Genomic DNA, 15,825 nt, shown 5'->3' with positions numbered 1-15,825 from the left:
GGCGCAATGTCGTCACGGTTGCGTCAGGAATTCCCCGATTTGTGGAACCCGTCACACTAATCCCGTAGGAACCGTGCGAGAGTCCTGCTGTTGCGTGTCTCACAATGGTCATAGGCGCGACAAAGCGGCGCCGTTCTTTTGCTCGGCCCTGGCACCACTATTGCCGAGGGTCAGGGTCATGAATCCAGTTGGGACGCTTGCCGAGCCATCGGCAAGTTGAAGAAATAAGAAAGTGTCCTTGATGAGCTCTTTGGTGCTGCGGAAGGTCGCGCTTTGTCGCGATCTCACCGGGAAATATGCTGTTGCGCCGGCTTTTGGCCGTGTCCTGCCGCAACAGAGGTCGTTCCGCCTGCGCCGCAAGGGGCCGGTGCTTTGGGCTGCGTTGGCACTACTCGTGCTGGCGACGGATTTTGTGCTCGCTTATCTTGCCTGGCTGACCGTCGATCTCATCGTGGGGTGAGACCTCGCGGGCGTGCCGCAGATAGGTTGTGGCGAAGTAGGCGAGCTGACAGGCGACGAGCGAGATCGCGATGACGGTCACTCCCGCCATCATTCCGAATTCGGAAACGCGAAGAATGATCGCCGAAAAAACCGCGAGTAACGGCGAGATCAGTACCAGCGCCCAGATCCTGAATACGTAACCTGTCGCTATTCCTACCAATGCGCTTGCAGCGATCAGGACGATGGCAATCGTCAAGTTCAACTCCGATGAGAATCCAAAAATTCTTCAATCAATTCGGCCACGCTCGCCCGCTTTGCGAGCGGAGACAAGACAGCACCGCTTACATTTGATGAACAGTAGTTCAAAGGTCTAACTAAGGTACGATGATCCGGCGAACGGATTGGCTTTCAGCTCGGCGATGACAAAAAGGGCCGGATCATCGACCCGGCCCTTCAGGATTTCGCGCGCCTCAGGCGGCCTGCGCCAGCCCTTCTTTCTTCAGGGCTTCCTGCACCTTCGGCCGCGCGGCGACGCGGGCCTTGTAGGCAGTGAGGTTGGGCATGGCGGAGAGGTCGAACTTCATGCGGTCACCCCAGGTCAGCATCGTGAAGAGATATCCGTCGGCGACCGAGAACTGCTTGCCCATGAGGTAGTCTTTGCCGGCGAGCTGGCTGTCGATGTGCTTCAGCTTGCCCATGACACGATCCTTGAAGAACGCCTTGGCGTCGTCGTTCAGCGCCGGCGCGAACATCGGGCCGAAGCTCTTGTGCACCTCGGAGGTCAGGAAGTTCAGCCATTCGAGTAGCTTGTAGCGCTCGGAACTGTCGCGCGCGGGCGCTAGCGCCTTGGCCGGAGCCTTGTCGGCGATCATCTGGACAATGACCGGGCCTTCGGTCACGATCTCACCGCTGTCGAGGCCGAGCGCGGGGACCTGACCCTTGGGATTGACCTTCAGATAGTCTTCACCGTTCTCGAGCTTCTTGGCCCGGATATCGACCTTGACCAGCTCATAGGGCAGGCCGGCCTCCAGGAGTGCGATATGGGGGGACAGCGAGCAGGCGCCGGGCGAGTAATACAGTTTCATGGAAGTTCCTCCTCTTGACGCTTGGTTGGGGCGAAAGAACGCCTACATGCATCTGCATGAAATAGTCAAGATTGATGCAGGTGCATCAAATGGGGTAAGAAGCGGACGACGAGTTTGAGCGGGACCATGAAACGTAAACCATCGACCGAGGCAACCAGTGCCTGGATCCGCCTGATGCGGGTTCAGAGCCGTGTGCTCGACTGCGTCGAGCAGGACCTGAAGAAGGCCGGGTTCCCGCCGCTGGCATGGTACGACGCGCTGCTCGAATTGTCGCGCGCGCCCTCCGGCGAACTGCGTCCGGTGGAACTCGAACGGCAGATGCTGATCCCGCAATACTCCACCTCGCGCCTGATCGACCGCCTGGTCGACGAAGGCCTTGCCGCCCGGCGCGAATGCAAGATCGACAAGCGCGGCCAGTTCGTGGAGATCACGGAAGCCGGCCGCGAATTGCAGAAGCGGATGTGGGGCGCCTACTCGGCTGCGATCGAAAAATATGTCGGCTCGAAACTGTCCGATGCCGATGCCGTCAAGCTCAGCGGTCTGCTCGACCGGCTGGGCTGCGCGTGCGGCGAGATGAAACTGCCGCCCGTCGTCAACAACGCCAACGAAACCTCGCCGTCGCGATGACCGCACGGCACACCAGCTTGTCCGCGCGCCCGGTGGGTTCGCGGACCATCCCCGTCACCCGCGCGCCTTCGATCGAAGCGCCCTTTTGATTAGAGTTTGATATGGCGCGAGACCAGATCGATATGACGCCGCTGCAATCGCGCGACGAACTCGTTGCGTGGTTCGAGGCAGGCTGCAAGGACCCGTCCGAATTCCGCATGGGCACCGAGCACGAGAAGACGCCGTTCACGCTCGAAGGCCACCGTCCGGTGCCGTATGAGGGCGCGCGCGGCATCGGCGCCCTGCTCGAAGGCATGAAGCTTCTGCTCGGCTGGGAGCCGATCATGGAGAAGGGCAACATCATCGGTCTCTACGACGTCACCGGCGGCGGCGCGATCTCGCTCGAGCCGGGCGGACAGTTCGAATTGTCAGGCGCGCCGGTCGAGAACGTGCATCAGACCCAGAGCGAACTGATGGCGCATCTGGCGCAGGTGCGCGAGATCGCGACACCGCTCGGCATCGGTTTCCTCGGCCTCGGCATGACGCCGTCCTGGTCGCGCGCCGACATCCCGGTGATGCCCAAGGGCCGCTACAAGATCATGACCAATTACATGCCGAAGGTCGGCCAGTACGGCCTCGACATGATGTACCGAACCTGCACGGTGCAGACCAATCTCGACTTTTCCTCCGAAGCTGACATGGTCAAGAAGCTGCGCGTCTCGCTGGCGCTCCAGCCGGTCGCAACCGCCCTGTTCGCGAACTCGCCGTTCACCGAAGGCAAGCCGAACGGCTTCCTCTCCTTCCGCTCCGAGATCTGGCGCGACACCGACAATGCCCGCGCCGGGATGATGCCGTGGGCGTTCGAGGACGGCATGGGCTTTGAGCGCTATGTCGACTATGCGCTCGACGTGCCCATGTATTTCGTCAAGCGCGACGAGGACTACATCGACGTGTCGGGCTCCTCGTTCCGCGCCTTCTTCGACGGCCGCAACAACAACCTGCCCGGCGAGCGTCCGACGCTGTCGGACTGGGCCAACCATCTCTCGACGATCTTCCCCGAGGTGCGGCTGAAGCGTTATCTCGAGATGCGCGGCTCCGACGGCGGCCCGTGGGGCCGCCTGCCGGCGCTGTCCGCGTTCTGGGCCGGGCTGCTCTATGACGATGTGTCGCTCGATGCCGCCTGGGACCTGGTGAAGCACTGGACCGCGTCGGAGCGTCAGGCCCTGCGCGACGACGTGCCGCGCTTCGGCTTCAAGGCGCGCATCAAGGATCGCTATCTGTTCGAGATCGCCAAGGAATGCCTCGTTCTGGCACATGCCGGCCTGCGTCGCCGCGGCCGCATCGATGCGATCGGCCGCGACGAAACGCGGCATCTGGAGCCGCTCGATCGCATCATCGATTCCGGCCGGACCCCGGCCGAGGAGATGCTCGAGAAGTTCAACGGGGCCTGGAACGGCTCGGTGGAACCCGCTTACGCGGAATACGCGTTCTAGATGCATGTCTTTGACGCATTTTCTTCACGCGAACCGGTGCCCACTTCGCTCGAAAACCCTCTAGGCAAATAGGCCAACGATCAGGTTTTAGGCCGTTCATCGCCCATACAGGTTTGCGGCGATCAAATGACGGGCCGAAAAACGTGAGCGCCGTCAATAACTCGAAAGCTGTTTCGATGGGGAAGGGCCGCCTGCCTGGGACCGTCATGGCCATGGTCCTGGCTTGCGTCGTGGCGTGCGCCACGCTGCTGTCGCTCGCCTTCGCGAGCGTGCCCGCGCGCGCCCAGACGGCGTTCGACCGGCCCGGCGGCGATTATTTCAACGCGCCGGTCACATCGGGTGATCCCGAGGACTGTGCGCTGCTCTGCGAGCGCGATCGCCGCTGCCGCGCGTGGAGCTTCAGCTATCCTGACATCGACGGCGCCGCCGCCGTGTGCTGGCTCAAGAACACCGTGCCGCCGCGACAGCCTGCAAATTGCTGCATCTCCGGGGTGCGCGGTGCCGGCGTGATCGAGCCGCGCGTCGAGGGCGTGGAGACCTCGATCGACCGCCCCGGTGGCGATTTGCGCAATTTCGATCTCAAGGAAGGCGAGGGCGAGGACGTCTGCAAGGCTGCCTGCACCGCCGACAACAAGTGCCGCGCCTTCACCTATGCCCGGCCCGGCTATACCGGGCGTGAGGCGCGCTGCTTCCTGAAAAAGGATATCAAGCCGCCGCGGCGGAAGGCGGGGTTCACATCGGGCGTGGTGCGGTAGCGCGAACTCTCTCCATCGTCATTGCGAGCGCAGCGAAGCAATCCAGGCTGGTTTCGCGGAGGGACTCTGGATTGCTTCGCTGCGCTCGCAATGACGAGGAGGATCAAGCCTCACTGCGGCGCGATCACCGTGAGCTCAGGCCAACGCGTCTTCCATCGGGCCGCCTTCGCCGCGTAGTTCGCCGCGGAAAAATTCGGGCCCGGATTGGGTCGGACGATCAGGCCTGCGACGTCATCGAAGCCGTGCGGCGCATAGACGTCGAAACCGCTGTCCGTGCGCTTCACGCCGAGTTGCGTGTTCTGCGTGAGGAAGCGGCCGATGCCGTCAATCGAGCACGACAGCGGCGGATAGGGCAGGCCGTGCTTGGCCGGGTACCACAGATGCACGCGTGCCTGGTTGCGGGTCTCGATCTTGGCGCCGAGATGATCGAGCCGGGCCTGTAGCTTGCGGATCACGGCGTCCTCTGCGCCCCATGACGTATCTGGATCGAAATAGAAGACGTCGTAATCGGCGATGCCATGATCGATGACGCGCCCGGTGAGCACATTCCACACCGATTGCACGAGGCATCCCGAGACCAACCATGCATCCGGCAGCGCGAGTCGATGTAGCTCGTCGATGATCGCAACGTTGACCGGGTTCTTCAGCGCCAGCGCGATGAAGCGGGATTCATCCATCATGTGCGTCACGCCTTTGCGCGCGCATCATAATCCGCTCGCGCCGCCTTCGAGGCCAGCGCTCGCCAACGCCGCCGCAGCAGCGGTTCCACGATCATGCGCTTCGCCTTCGAGAGCCGAATCAGCACGATCGGATAATCGGCATAGTGGTCGGTGAGATAGAAGATCTTCGGCTGGCTCTCGACCAGCATCGCGCGCTCGTCGATCGGGACGTCAGGCATCACCAGGCTGTCGCCATCCTCTTTCAGGCGCGCCAGCATCTTCTTGCGCACTTTTAGCGCGGGCGTGCCGTAGGAGGTGCCGTCCTCGACCTCCGGCCACGTCAGCACAAATTTTCTGACGTCGTCGAAGGTCATTCGATCAAGACCTTGGGATCAGCTCAGTGTACGGCGGTGAAGAACCGGGCGAGGCGGAAGCCGGAGAGCCAAGTCCAGACCGGCTGGCCGCGCATGCCGAGATCCCAGGAGCCGAGCACCGCGTCTGCGCGGCCGACGAGATTGTCGACCGGGAGCAGGCCAACGCCGCCGGAGCGCAGCGGCACGCGGCTGTCGGCCGAATTGTCTCGGTTGTCGCCGAGCACGAACAGATGGCCCGGCGGCACCGTCACTTCCGGCGTGTTGTCGAGCGGGCCATTGTCACGCATCTTGAAGATCAGGTGCTTGACGCCGTTCGGCAGCGTCTCGACGTATCGGTAGGCGGGCTCGCTGCCGCCATTGTCGTCCTCGGCGGCGCCAACGCCATCCGGCTTCAGTTCGGCGGGGCGATCGTTGATGAAGAGCTGCCCCTGTCGCATCTGGATGCGGTCACCGGGCAGGCCGACGACGCGCTTGACCCAGGCCTGCGAGCGGTCGCCGGGCCAGCGAAACACGACGACGTCGCCCGCCTTGGGCGTCTCCGCGAACACGCGCCCTGTTTCCGGCAGGTTGATCTGGATCGGCAGTGACGAGGTGCCGTAGCCATAGGGGAATTTCGAAGCGAGCAGGGCGTCGCCGATCAGCAGCGTCGGCTCCATCGAGCCCGACGGCACGTAGAACGGTTCGGCCAGCGCGCCCTTGGCGATGAAGACCGCGGCGACGATGCCGGCGAGTTGCGCGAGCTGACCGGCCCAGCCGCTGCTCTTCCGCTTGGGGGTGACAGTCACTTTCTCAACGCTCATCCGCCCGTTCCACCCACCGTAATGCGTTCCATCAGAAGCGACGGCTGGCCGACACCAACAGGCACGCCCTGACCGTTCTTGCCGCAGGTGCCGATGCCGGTATCGAGCGCGAGATCGTTGCCGATCATGCGGATGCGATGCAGGTCGGTCGGCCCGTTGCCGATCAGCATGGCGCCCTTCAGCGGCGCGCCGATCTTGCCGTTCTCGATCTTGTAGGCCTCGGTGCACTGGAAGACGTATTTGCCCGAGGTGATATCGACCTGTCCGCCGCCGAAATTCGCGGCAAACACGCCATTCTTCACCGACGCGAGAATCTCGGCCGGGTCGCGGTCGCCCGCGAGCATGTAGGTGTTGGTCATGCGCGGCATCGGCACATGGGCGTAGCCCTGGCGCCGGCCGTTGCCGGTCGGCTTCATGTTCATCAACCGCGCGTTCTGGCGGTCCTGCATGTAGCCGACCAGGATGCCGTCCTCGATCAACACTGTGCGGTTGGTCGGTGTGCCCTCGTCGTCGATCGACAGCGAGCCGCGCCGCGAGGCGATGGTGCCGTCGTCCACAACGGTGACGCCCTTGGCGGCAACCTGCTGGCCCATCAGACCGGCAAACGCCGAGGTTTTCTTGCGGTTGAAGTCGCCCTCAAGGCCATGGCCGACAGCTTCGTGCAGCATCACGCCGGGCCAGCCGGCCCCGAGCACGACGTCCATTTCACCGGCGGGCGCGGGAATCGATTCCAGATTGACGAGTGCCTCGCGCAGCGCGCCATCGGCGGCGTCGCGCCAGTTCTTGCTCTCGATGAACTCGGCGTAGCCGGCCCGGCCGCCATAGCCCTTGCTGCCGCTCTCCTGGCGGTCACCCTGGCCGGCGACGACGGAGACGTTGACGCGCACCAGGGGGCGGATATCGCGATAGCTTTCGCCGTCGGGCCGCAGGATCTCGACCACCTGCCAGGTCGCACCCAGGCTGACGCTGACCTGCCGCACCCGCGGATCCTTGTCGCGCAGATAAGCGTCGATCTCGGCGAGCAGTTTGACCTTTGTCTCGAAGCCCGGCGCGTCGAGCGGATTGTCGTCGCTATAAAGCCGCACGTTGGTGTGCGCTGGCGGAGCGGAGAAGCTGCCGGAATAGCCGCCGCGGACGGCCGCGACTGCGTCGGCGGCGCGAATCAGCGCCGGCAGCGACACGTCGGAGGAATGCGCATATCCGACCGCGTCGTCCTTGACGGCACGCAGGCCGAATCCTTGTGAGGTATCGTAGGTCGCCTGCTTCAGCCGCCCATTGTCGAACATCAGCGCTTCGGTCTGGCTGTATTCGAGGAACAATTCGCCGTCGTCGGCACCGGCAAGCCCGCGCGCGACCTCGTTGCGAACCTGGTCGCGGTCGAGATTGGCGCGGTCGAGCAGGGAGGTTGTGGCAGGGTTGGTCATGCGTCCGTCCATTATCGGGGGATGTGAGGCAAGATAATGGTTTCGGATCGGTTCCGCGAGGGCGCGACGCCTCATATTACGGAAACAATAGGTTCGCTGCGGCCCTAGCCCTACGGCAGCTTGTCATAGCCCTCGCCGAGCCCGTTCAGGCTGAGCGGGAAACCGATGCCTTCCTCGGGCGTCTCGAAGATGATGAAGGTCGCGGTCTTGGCGCTGCGGAGCTGGCCGAGCAGCTTGTCGTCCATGACGACCTCGGCGACGCAGCCATTGGGCAGGCAGCGGACGAAGCCGGCGCGGCCGACGTCCTGGTTGTCGAGCTTGAGCCCGAGGCCTGAGGGCAGCAGCACGCCGAGCGGGGCGACCACGCGCATCAGGCGGCTCTTCTGGTCGGCGGTCTTGAGCACGATCACGGTGAGGCCGGCATTGGAGCGGTCTTCCGCCACCACGCTCTGGATCAGGGCGCATTGCTCGGCCTGGGCGCCCGGCGGGGTATCGCAACGAATCTGCCAGTCGCCATGCACGGAGCGCACCGCGCCCTGCGCATGGGCATCACCGGGTAGCGCAAGGAAGAGGGCGACAGCCAGGAGGCCGATCAGCGTCGTGAGACCGTCAGTCGGCCGGAGAGCCAATCTTGCCATGCATCTCGAAAGCCCCATCGGGGTCGGTCCCTCTGCTCGCTCGGGTCGCTCGCGCTGGTGGACTGATACGGGAATGACGGCGTCTTGAAGGCAATTTACAAGCAAATTCCGCGCCGCCTTGGCCGTCATTGCCGCCACGAATCAGGTTCCTGCGGGGCCCTGCGCCTGTGCCTACAGCGGGCAATCCGGCTGTCAAGCCGCGGCATCCCGGCAGGTGGTATTTTTGTCTGATCTTGCTGGGAAATATCTTGCGGGTGATGGCTGACAACAGGGGCTCAAGACTGCATTGCGATAGATCAAGAATTATGGTTTGAGAGGCTTGATTTCGGCGTTCTAGCGATCGGCCCCAGTTCCTCTTAGAGGTATTCTTGAGCGGCGGCTTGTCAGACGGGCGGATCGAATAAGCGTTTCCCAACAAGAGGGGAGCGCACTTGGGGTGATTTCGTAAGGGGAGCGCGAACGGCATGAGGATGTCGATGAGTCGGGTGGGCCGGCATTTGCTGGGATTGGCCACCATCGCCTTGGTGGCGGCTGGCATCACGTTGGCGACGGGCGGCACGGCATTTGCCGAGCTCGGTCAACCTGAGGCGTGGGAGTGGCACCTGCAGCCATCGGGTTCCCCGGTGATGGACAATATCGTCTGGTTCCACAATTTCCTGTCCTACCTGATCATCGTGATCACGCTGTTCGTTCTGGCGCTGCTCGTGATCGTGGTCGTGAAGTTCAACTCGAAGGCCAATCCGGTGCCGTCGCGGACCACTCACAACACGTTGATCGAGGTTGTGTGGACCCTGGTGCCGGTGCTGATCCTGGTCGGCATCGCGGTGCCGTCGTTCCGCCTGCTGTTCCTCGAGCTCGACGTGCCGAAGGCGGATCTGACGATCAAGGCGACCGGCAAGCAGTGGTACTGGTCCTATGCCTATCCCGATAACGGCAAGTTCGAGTTCGACTCGCTGATGGCCCAGGACAAGCAGCCCCGGCTGCTCGGCGTCGACAACGAGATGGTGGTGCCGGTCAACAAGGTGATTCGCGTGCAGGTTACCGGCGCCGACGTCATCCACGCGTTCGCGATGCCGGCCTTCGGCGTCAAGATCGACGCCATTCCGGGCCGGCTGAACGAGACCTGGTTCAAGGCCACCAAGACCGGCATGTTCTACGGTCAGTGTTCGGAACTCTGCGGCAAGGACCACGCCTTCATGCCGATCGCGATTCGCGTGGTGAACGACCAGGAATTCGCTTCCTGGGTTGAATCGGCGAAGAAGAAGTTTGCGAGCGGCGGCACCAGCACTTTCGCCTCCGCAGCCGGCCCGACGCAGTAAGCGCCGGGCGACGGCTTGAGGGACTGAAAGCGACATAAAGGGCGGGACCTCCAAGGGGTCCGAACGGGACGCAAGGCAGGATTTGAAAATGGCAACCAGCGCAGCGGCACACGGCGATCACGCGCAAGACCACGGACATGACCACGAGCACGCCCATCCGACCGGATGGCGTCGCTACGTCTATTCGACCAATCACAAGGACATCGGCACGATGTACCTGATCTTCGCGGTCATCGCCGGCATTATCGGTGCCGCGATGTCGATCGCGATCCGTGCCGAGTTGATGTATCCGGGCGTGCAGATATTCCACGAAACGCACACCTATAACGTGTTCGTGACCTCGCACGGCCTGATCATGATCTTCTTCATGGTCATGCCCGCGATGATCGGCGGCTTCGGCAACTGGTTCGTGCCGCTGATGATCGGCGCGCCGGACATGGCGTTCCCGCGCATGAACAACATCTCATTCTGGCTGCTGCCGGCCTCCTTTTCGCTGCTCCTGATCTCGTCCTTCGTCGAGGGCGAGCCGGGCGCCAACGGCGTCGGCACCGGCTGGACCATGTATGTGCCGCTGTCGAGCTCCGGCCATCCGGGTCCCGCGGTCGACTTTGCGATCCTCTCGCTCCATCTGGCGGGCGCCTCGTCGATCCTCGGCGCCATCAACTTCATCACCACCATCTTCAACATGCGCGCACCGGGCATGACCCTGCACAAGATGCCGCTGTTCGTGTGGTCGATCCTGGTGACCGTGTTCCTGCTGCTGCTGTCGCTGCCTGTGCTCGCCGGCGCGATCACCATGCTGCTCACCGATCGTAACTTCGGCACGTCGTTCTTCGCGCCCGACGGCGGCGGTGACCCCGTGCTGTTCCAGCATTTGTTCTGGTTCTTCGGCCACCCCGAGGTGTACATCCTGATCCTGCCGGGCTTCGGCATGGTCAGTCAGATCGTCTCGACCTTCTCGCGCAAGCCCGTGTTCGGCTATCTCGGCATGGCCTACGCCATGGTCGCGATCGGCGGCATCGGCTTCGTGGTGTGGGCGCACCACATGTACACGGTCGGCATGTCGTCAGCGACGCAGGCCTATTTCGTCGCCGCCACGATGGTGATCGCGGTTCCGACCGGCGTGAAGATCTTCTCGTGGATCGCCACGATGTGGGGCGGCTCGATCGAATTCCGCGCCCCGATGATCTGGGCCGTGGGCTTCATCTTCCTGTTCACCGTCGGTGGCGTCACCGGCGTCGTGCTGGCGAACGCCGGCGTAGACCGCGTGCTCCAGGAGACCTACTACGTCGTCGCGCACTTCCACTACGTGCTGTCGCTTGGTGCCGTGTTCGCGATCTTCGCCGGATGGTACTACTGGTTCCCGAAAATGACGGGCTACATGTACAGCGAGCCGCTGGCCAAGGCGCACTTCTGGTTTACCTTCGTCGGCGTCAATCTCGTGTTCTTCCCGCAGCACTTCCTCGGCCTGTCGGGCATGCCGCGCCGCTACGTTGATTATCCCGATGCGTTCGCCGGCTGGAACCTGGTCTCGTCGATCGGCTCCTACATCTCCGGTTTCGGTGTGCTGATCTTCCTCTACTGCGTGCTCGACGCGTTCATGAAGAAGGTCCCGGCGGGCGACAATCCCTGGGGTGCGGGCGCCACCACGCTGGAGTGGACGCTGTCCTCGCCGCCGCCCTTCCATCAGTTCGAAGTGCTGCCCCGCGTGCAGTAAGCCAACTCCCGCGGCGCCCGAGACGGGCGCCGCGGCTCTAGAACGAAGCGAGTTGAACTAGTGTCCGTCCTCGACCAGAACGCCATCGACATCAATCCCCGCATCTCCGAAGCGGAGGTTGGTGACTATCTCGCGCTGCTCAAGCCGCGGGTGATGTCGCTCGTGATCTTCACCGCGCTGGTCGGGATGGCCATGGCGCCCGGACACTTCCACTGGGTGCTCGCGATCACCTCGCTGCTTTGCATCGCCGTCGGTGCCGGCGCTTCCGGCGCGCTCAACATGGCGCTCGAGGGCGACATCGACTCGAAGATGTCACGCACGGCAAACCGTCCGATCCCACGCGGCCGCATCACCAAGCCCGAGGCGATGGCGTTCGGCATGACGCTCGCCTTCTTCTCGGTGATGACGCTCGGCATCCTCGTCAACTGGATCGCGGGTGCGCTGCTCGCCTTCACCATCTTCTTCTATGTCGTGATTTACACGATGGGCCTGAAGCGCTGGACCGCGCAGAACATCGTGATCGGCGGCGCCGCCGGTGCGCTGCCGCCGGTGGTGGCCTGGGCCGCCGTGACCGGCAGGGTCGACGTCGAGCCGCTGCTGCTGTTCGCCATCATCTTCTTCTGGACGCCGCCGCACTTCTGGGCGCTGGCGCTGTTCCGTTCCGACGACTACGCGCGCGCCGGCATTCCGATGCTGCCCAATGTCGCCGGCCCCGACGCGACCCGCCTCCAGATCCTGCTCTACACCGTCGTGCTGATCGCGGTCGCTGCCGCGCCCTGGGCGCTTGGCTATTTCGACGCCATTTACGGCATCACTTCGCTGGTGCTCGGCGCCGGCATGCTGGTGCTCGCGATCAACGTCTATATGCGCCGCGAACGCAGCCAGTCGCTGCGCGCGACCCGCAAGCTGTTCGCCTTCTCGATCCTGTATCTGTTCGCGCTGTTCGCGACCCTGCTGGCCGAGGTCGTGTTCCGGGCGCTTGCTCCGATGGTTGGGGGCGCATGAGGCAGGAATGGCTGACAAACACGAGCCAGATGGAATCGTCCTCACCGAGGCGCAGAAGAAGAGCCGCCGTCAGCGCTCGATCGCGATCGCGCTCGCGCTCGGCGTGCTCGTCATCCTTTTCTTCGCCGTCACCATGGTCAAGGGGCCGGCGGTTCTAGTTCGCCCAATGTGACAGAGATGGATCAGAAGCCGACCATATCGCGGGATCAGAGCCGAACGGCCAGGAAGGGCCTCGGCCGCGATGTGCTGGTCGCTTCGATCTGCGGCGGCGTCGTTGCGCTGATGGTCGGCGCGTCCTACGCGGCGGTGCCGTTCTACAACTGGTTCTGCCGCGCCACCGGCTTCAACGGCACGACCCAGGTCGCGACCTCGGCGCCTGCCAGCGGTCCGATCGCCCGCAAGATCGCGGTTCGCTTCGATTCCAACGTCGCGCCCGGCCTGCCCTGGAAGTTCGAGCCTGAGCAGACCGAGGTCGAGGTCAATATCGGCCAGGTCACGACGATCTTTTACACCGTGACCAACCAGGCCGCGCGCACCACCTCTGGCCAGGCTGCCTACAACGTCGCCCCGCTGACGGTCGGGTCCTATTTCGAGAAGATCAACTGCTTCTGCTTCACCGAGCAGACCATGGCGCCGGGCGAGAAGCGTGAGATGCCGGTGGTGTTCTACGTCGATCCGTCGATCGTCAAGGACCACGACAATGACGGGCTCAGCACCATCACGCTGTCCTACACTTTCTATCCGGTGAAGGATCCGGTGGTGAAGCCGCTTGCATCCGGTGCCGACGACAAGCGCAAGGGAAATCTCCAGCCACGGGGTTGACGCTCAGGGGCTGGAATAAGGGGATAAGTGCCTGACAGGCACGGGATTGAGGAGACAGACCGCAATGGCTACCGCGCAAGGCAAGCATCACGACTACCATCTGGTCGATCCCTCTCCGTGGCCGGCGGTCGGCTCCGTCTCGGCCTTCGTCATGGCGGTCGGCGCGATCACCTGGATGCACCACATGCTGTCGGCCGCGCCGATCATCTTCGGCATCGGCACCATCGGCGTGCTCTACACCATGGCGAGCTGGTGGGCCGACGTGATCAAGGAAGCCCAGTACAAGGGCGACCACACCCGCGTCGTGCAGATCAGCCACCGCTACGGAATGATCCTGTTCATCGCCTCCGAGGTGATGTTCTTCGTTGCCTGGTTCTGGGCCTATTTCAACGCGGCACTGTTCCCGGCCGACCCCGTTCACATGACCCGCGAAGCCCTGTTCGGCGGCGTATGGCCGCCGAAGGGCATCGAGACCTTCGATCCCTGGCACTTGCCGCTCCTGAACACGCTGATCCTGCTGACCTCGGGCACCACGGTGACCTGGGCGCATCACGCTCTGCTCGAGAACGATCGCCAGGGCCTGAAATACGGACTGATCCTCACCATCCTGCTGGGCGCGACCTTCACCTGCGTGCAGGCCTATGAGTACAGCCACGCGGCTTTCTCGTTCGCCGGCAACGTTTATGGCGGGACCTTCTTCATGGCGACCGGCTTCCACGGTTTCCACGTGCTGGTCGGCACTGTCTTCCTGATCGTATGCCTGGCGCGCTCTTATGCCGGCCACTTCACGCCGACGCAGCATCTCGGCTTCGAATTCGCTGCCTGGTACTGGCATTTCGTCGACGTGGTCTGGCTGTTCCTGTTCCTGTGCATCTATGTCTGGGGACACGGCGCCGAGACCATGGCCCACGGCGCGCACTGAGCCGCGGTCAATCGATCTGCAAAGGGCGGCCGCAGGGCCGCCCTTTCGCTTTCCAGCGGCCGAAGCCGCGTCGAAATTGTGATAGACTTGCGTGTCATGAACGAACCTGCCGCCACGCCTGAATCCCAGCCCACCGTCCTGCAAAGCGCTTTGCGCGGGCTTGCCTGCAAATGCCCGCGCTGCGGTGAAGGCAAGCTCTATTCGGGTTTCCTGACGCTCGCGCCGTCCTGCGACCGCTGCGGCCTCGACTACGCTTTCATCGATGCCGGCGACGGTCCGGCGATCTTCATCATCATGCTGGCCGGCGCGATCGTCGTCGGCTGCGCGCTCGTCGTCGAGGTCAAGTATCAGCCGCCGTTCTGGCTGCATGCGGTGCTGTGGTTTCCGCTGATCCTGGCAACCACGCTTCTGCCGCTGCGCTCCATGAAGTCGCTGCTGATCGCGCTGCAATTCCATCACAAGGCAGCACCTGGCCGGTTGGTCGACCGCGCGAAATGAACGAGACTGCGCGCAAGCCCCGCGTGGCAGGCTTCACGCTGTTCACGCTTCTGCTGACTGCGGCCTTCGTCGCGCTCGGCGTCTGGCAATTGCAACGTCGTACCGCCAAGCACGAGCTGATCGCTGCCCTCACCGAGCGCCTTGCCGCCGCACCGGTCGCGCTGCCGCCGCCAGCGCAATGGGCGGCGCTGACGCCCGCACGCGACGAATTTCGCCGCGTCAGCTTCACCGCCACCTACGCAGCTGCACCGGATGCGATGGTCTATTCGTCCGGCTCCGCCGTGCGCAAGGATGCGTCCAGTCCCGGCACCTGGGCCTTCCTGCCGGCACGGCTGCCGAGCGGCGAGATCGTGGTGATCGATGCGGGCTTCGTCGAGAACACGATGCAGGATCGCCGCGTCGAGGATCGCGCGGTGAAGAAGCTCGTCACCGGCGCTCCCATGCTACTCACCGGCTATCTCCGCTTTCCGGAAGCGCCGGGATGGCTGACGCCGGCGTCGAATCTGGACAAGCGGCTGTGGTTCGTGCGCGATCATCTGGCGATCGCGAGCGCGCTTCATTGGGGCGCGGTCGCGCCGTTTTATGTCGATCTCGAACAGCCGGCGCCCGAGAATGGCATTCCGCGTCCGGGGCCGCTCGACGTGCATTTGAAAGACGATCATCTGCAGTACGCCATCACGTGGTTTACGCTCGCCGGTGCGGTGCTGATCGCATTCGGCGCCTGGCTGAGGGGACGCCGGCAGGGGGGCGCAAACCCGTAGGTTCCCGGTGGGAACCCGGAATCGTCCGGGCTTTATTATTCAGTCCATATTCACGAGGGTGGTCCTAAGCCGCCTCGGATTTTCCCGCGGCAAACAGGATGGCTGGCGTGCGTGATTTCGATCAGATGGGACTGGTTGTCGATTGGGTGGATGCCTGTCGGAGTGGCGACCTCGCGACGCTGCTCGAACTCTATGCCGACGATGCCGAAGTTGAATGCACGTGCAACGGCACGCGCCTCTATCGCGGCCGGCGCGAGCTCGAAACCTATTGGGGGCCGAAGCTCAACGCTTTCTCCTCAGCGGGCTTCGGTCTGGAGGAAATCCATCCCGCGCAGAATGGCGTCGATCTCGAATATTCCGTTGCGGGCGAGCTGCGCATTCGCGCCTCGTTTCGCTTCAGCACGGAGGGCAAGATTTACAGCACGCTGTGCGAACCAGCGCTGCAGGATTCGCACGACCGCTGCGCCTGCTAGAGCGTTTTCGAGCGAAGTCGAGAGCACCGTCGC

Annotated in this window: 19 protein-coding genes; 12 read left to right on the top strand and 7 right to left on the bottom strand. The window is 63.5% G+C overall.

What is annotated here, in order from left to right:
- Positions 1–388: 388 nt before the first annotated feature.
- The gene (locus tag JQ631_RS16770) at positions 389–697 is read right to left on the bottom strand and encodes a hypothetical protein (RefSeq protein ID WP_212327739.1); all 309 of its coding nucleotides are present in this window, start codon (positions 695–697) and stop codon (positions 389–391) included.
- Positions 698–911: 214 nt separating this feature from the next.
- Positions 912–1,526, bottom strand: coding sequence for a glutathione transferase GstA (gene gstA, locus JQ631_RS16765; RefSeq protein WP_212327738.1), 615 nt, complete (start codon positions 1,524–1,526; stop codon positions 912–914).
- 126 nt (positions 1,527–1,652) lie between these two features.
- Between gstA and JQ631_RS16760 the strand changes: the two genes are divergently transcribed.
- The 3 genes from JQ631_RS16760 to JQ631_RS16750 all read left to right on the top strand — a co-directional run bounded on the left by JQ631_RS16760 (position 1,653) and on the right by JQ631_RS16750 (position 4,380).
- Entirely contained in the window at positions 1,653–2,153 is a 501-nt protein-coding gene (locus tag JQ631_RS16760) for a MarR family winged helix-turn-helix transcriptional regulator (protein ID WP_212327737.1), read from the top strand.
- 101 nt (positions 2,154–2,254) lie between these two features.
- Complete coding sequence (locus tag JQ631_RS16755) at positions 2,255–3,625, top strand: glutamate--cysteine ligase (RefSeq protein ID WP_212327735.1); 1,371 nt, start codon at positions 2,255–2,257, stop codon at positions 3,623–3,625.
- 176 nt (positions 3,626–3,801) lie between these two features.
- Entirely contained in the window at positions 3,802–4,380 is a 579-nt protein-coding gene (locus tag JQ631_RS16750) for a PAN domain-containing protein (protein WP_212327733.1), read from the top strand.
- A gap of 110 nt (positions 4,381–4,490) precedes the next feature.
- Here JQ631_RS16750 and JQ631_RS16745 read toward each other — a convergent pair whose 3' ends face one another.
- The 5 genes from JQ631_RS16745 to JQ631_RS16725 form a co-directional block, all read right to left on the bottom strand.
- The gene (locus JQ631_RS16745; RefSeq protein WP_212328625.1) at positions 4,491–5,057 is read right to left on the bottom strand and encodes a nucleotidyltransferase family protein; all 567 of its coding nucleotides are present in this window, start codon (positions 5,055–5,057) and stop codon (positions 4,491–4,493) included.
- Between the two features lie 8 nt (positions 5,058–5,065).
- Positions 5,066–5,413 (bottom strand): MmcQ/YjbR family DNA-binding protein, encoded by a 348-nt coding sequence (locus JQ631_RS16740; protein ID WP_212327731.1) that lies wholly within the window; start codon positions 5,411–5,413, stop codon positions 5,066–5,068.
- 23 nt (positions 5,414–5,436) lie between these two features.
- Positions 5,437–6,213, bottom strand: a complete 777-nt coding sequence (gene lepB, locus JQ631_RS16735) for a signal peptidase I (RefSeq protein WP_212327729.1) — start codon at positions 6,211–6,213, stop codon at positions 5,437–5,439.
- Entirely contained in the window at positions 6,210–7,637 is a 1,428-nt protein-coding gene (tldD, locus tag JQ631_RS16730; RefSeq protein ID WP_212327728.1) for a metalloprotease TldD, read from the bottom strand. Before tldD ends, lepB begins: the two co-directional genes overlap by 4 nt.
- 110 nt (positions 7,638–7,747) lie before the next feature.
- Positions 7,748–8,293: an invasion associated locus B family protein gene (locus JQ631_RS16725; RefSeq protein ID WP_212327726.1), complete on the bottom strand. Its 546-nt coding sequence runs from the start codon at positions 8,291–8,293 to the stop codon at positions 7,748–7,750.
- A gap of 446 nt (positions 8,294–8,739) precedes the next feature.
- On the opposite strand from JQ631_RS16725, the gene coxB reads away from it, so the two are divergent.
- The 9 genes from coxB to JQ631_RS16680 all read left to right on the top strand — a co-directional run bounded on the left by coxB (position 8,740) and on the right by JQ631_RS16680 (position 15,792).
- Positions 8,740–9,594 carry a cytochrome c oxidase subunit II gene (coxB, locus tag JQ631_RS16720; protein ID WP_212327725.1) on the top strand — a complete coding sequence of 285 codons (855 nt, stop codon included), beginning with the start codon at positions 8,740–8,742 and terminating at the stop codon, positions 9,592–9,594.
- 88 nt (positions 9,595–9,682) lie between these two features.
- Positions 9,683–11,311, top strand: coding sequence for a cytochrome c oxidase subunit I (gene ctaD / locus JQ631_RS16715; RefSeq protein WP_212327723.1), 1,629 nt, complete (start codon positions 9,683–9,685; stop codon positions 11,309–11,311).
- Positions 11,312–11,371: 60 nt separating this feature from the next.
- Entirely contained in the window at positions 11,372–12,316 is a 945-nt protein-coding gene (locus tag JQ631_RS16710; protein WP_212327722.1) for a heme o synthase, read from the top strand.
- A gap of 7 nt (positions 12,317–12,323) precedes the next feature.
- Entirely contained in the window at positions 12,324–12,488 is a 165-nt protein-coding gene (locus JQ631_RS16705; RefSeq protein ID WP_212327721.1) for a cytochrome c oxidase system small membrane protein, read from the top strand.
- Between the two features lie 5 nt (positions 12,489–12,493).
- On the top strand, positions 12,494–13,138 hold the full coding sequence (locus tag JQ631_RS16700; protein ID WP_212327720.1) for a cytochrome c oxidase assembly protein: 645 nt from the start codon (positions 12,494–12,496) through the stop codon (positions 13,136–13,138).
- Positions 13,139–13,202: 64 nt separating this feature from the next.
- The gene (locus JQ631_RS16695) at positions 13,203–14,060 is read left to right on the top strand and encodes a cytochrome c oxidase subunit 3 (RefSeq protein WP_212327719.1); all 858 of its coding nucleotides are present in this window, start codon (positions 13,203–13,205) and stop codon (positions 14,058–14,060) included.
- A gap of 96 nt (positions 14,061–14,156) precedes the next feature.
- Positions 14,157–14,558 carry a DUF983 domain-containing protein gene (locus JQ631_RS16690; RefSeq protein WP_212327718.1) on the top strand — a complete coding sequence of 134 codons (402 nt, stop codon included), beginning with the start codon at positions 14,157–14,159 and terminating at the stop codon, positions 14,556–14,558.
- A complete protein-coding gene (locus JQ631_RS16685; RefSeq protein ID WP_212327717.1) occupies positions 14,555–15,319 on the top strand; it encodes an SURF1 family protein in 765 nt (254 codons plus the stop codon). Before JQ631_RS16690 ends, JQ631_RS16685 begins: the two co-directional genes overlap by 4 nt.
- Positions 15,320–15,426: 107 nt before the next feature.
- Positions 15,427–15,792: a nuclear transport factor 2 family protein gene (locus JQ631_RS16680; RefSeq protein ID WP_212327716.1), complete on the top strand. Its 366-nt coding sequence runs from the start codon at positions 15,427–15,429 to the stop codon at positions 15,790–15,792.
- Positions 15,793–15,825: the final 33 nt, after the last annotated feature.

It is taken from the genome of Bradyrhizobium manausense (genome assembly GCF_018131105.1).
GTDB classification, from domain to species: Bacteria; Pseudomonadota; Alphaproteobacteria; order Rhizobiales; family Xanthobacteraceae; genus Bradyrhizobium; species Bradyrhizobium manausense_B.
The sequence above is the reverse complement of the archived record's forward strand: the minus strand, read 5'-3'. Positions and strand labels throughout refer to the sequence as shown.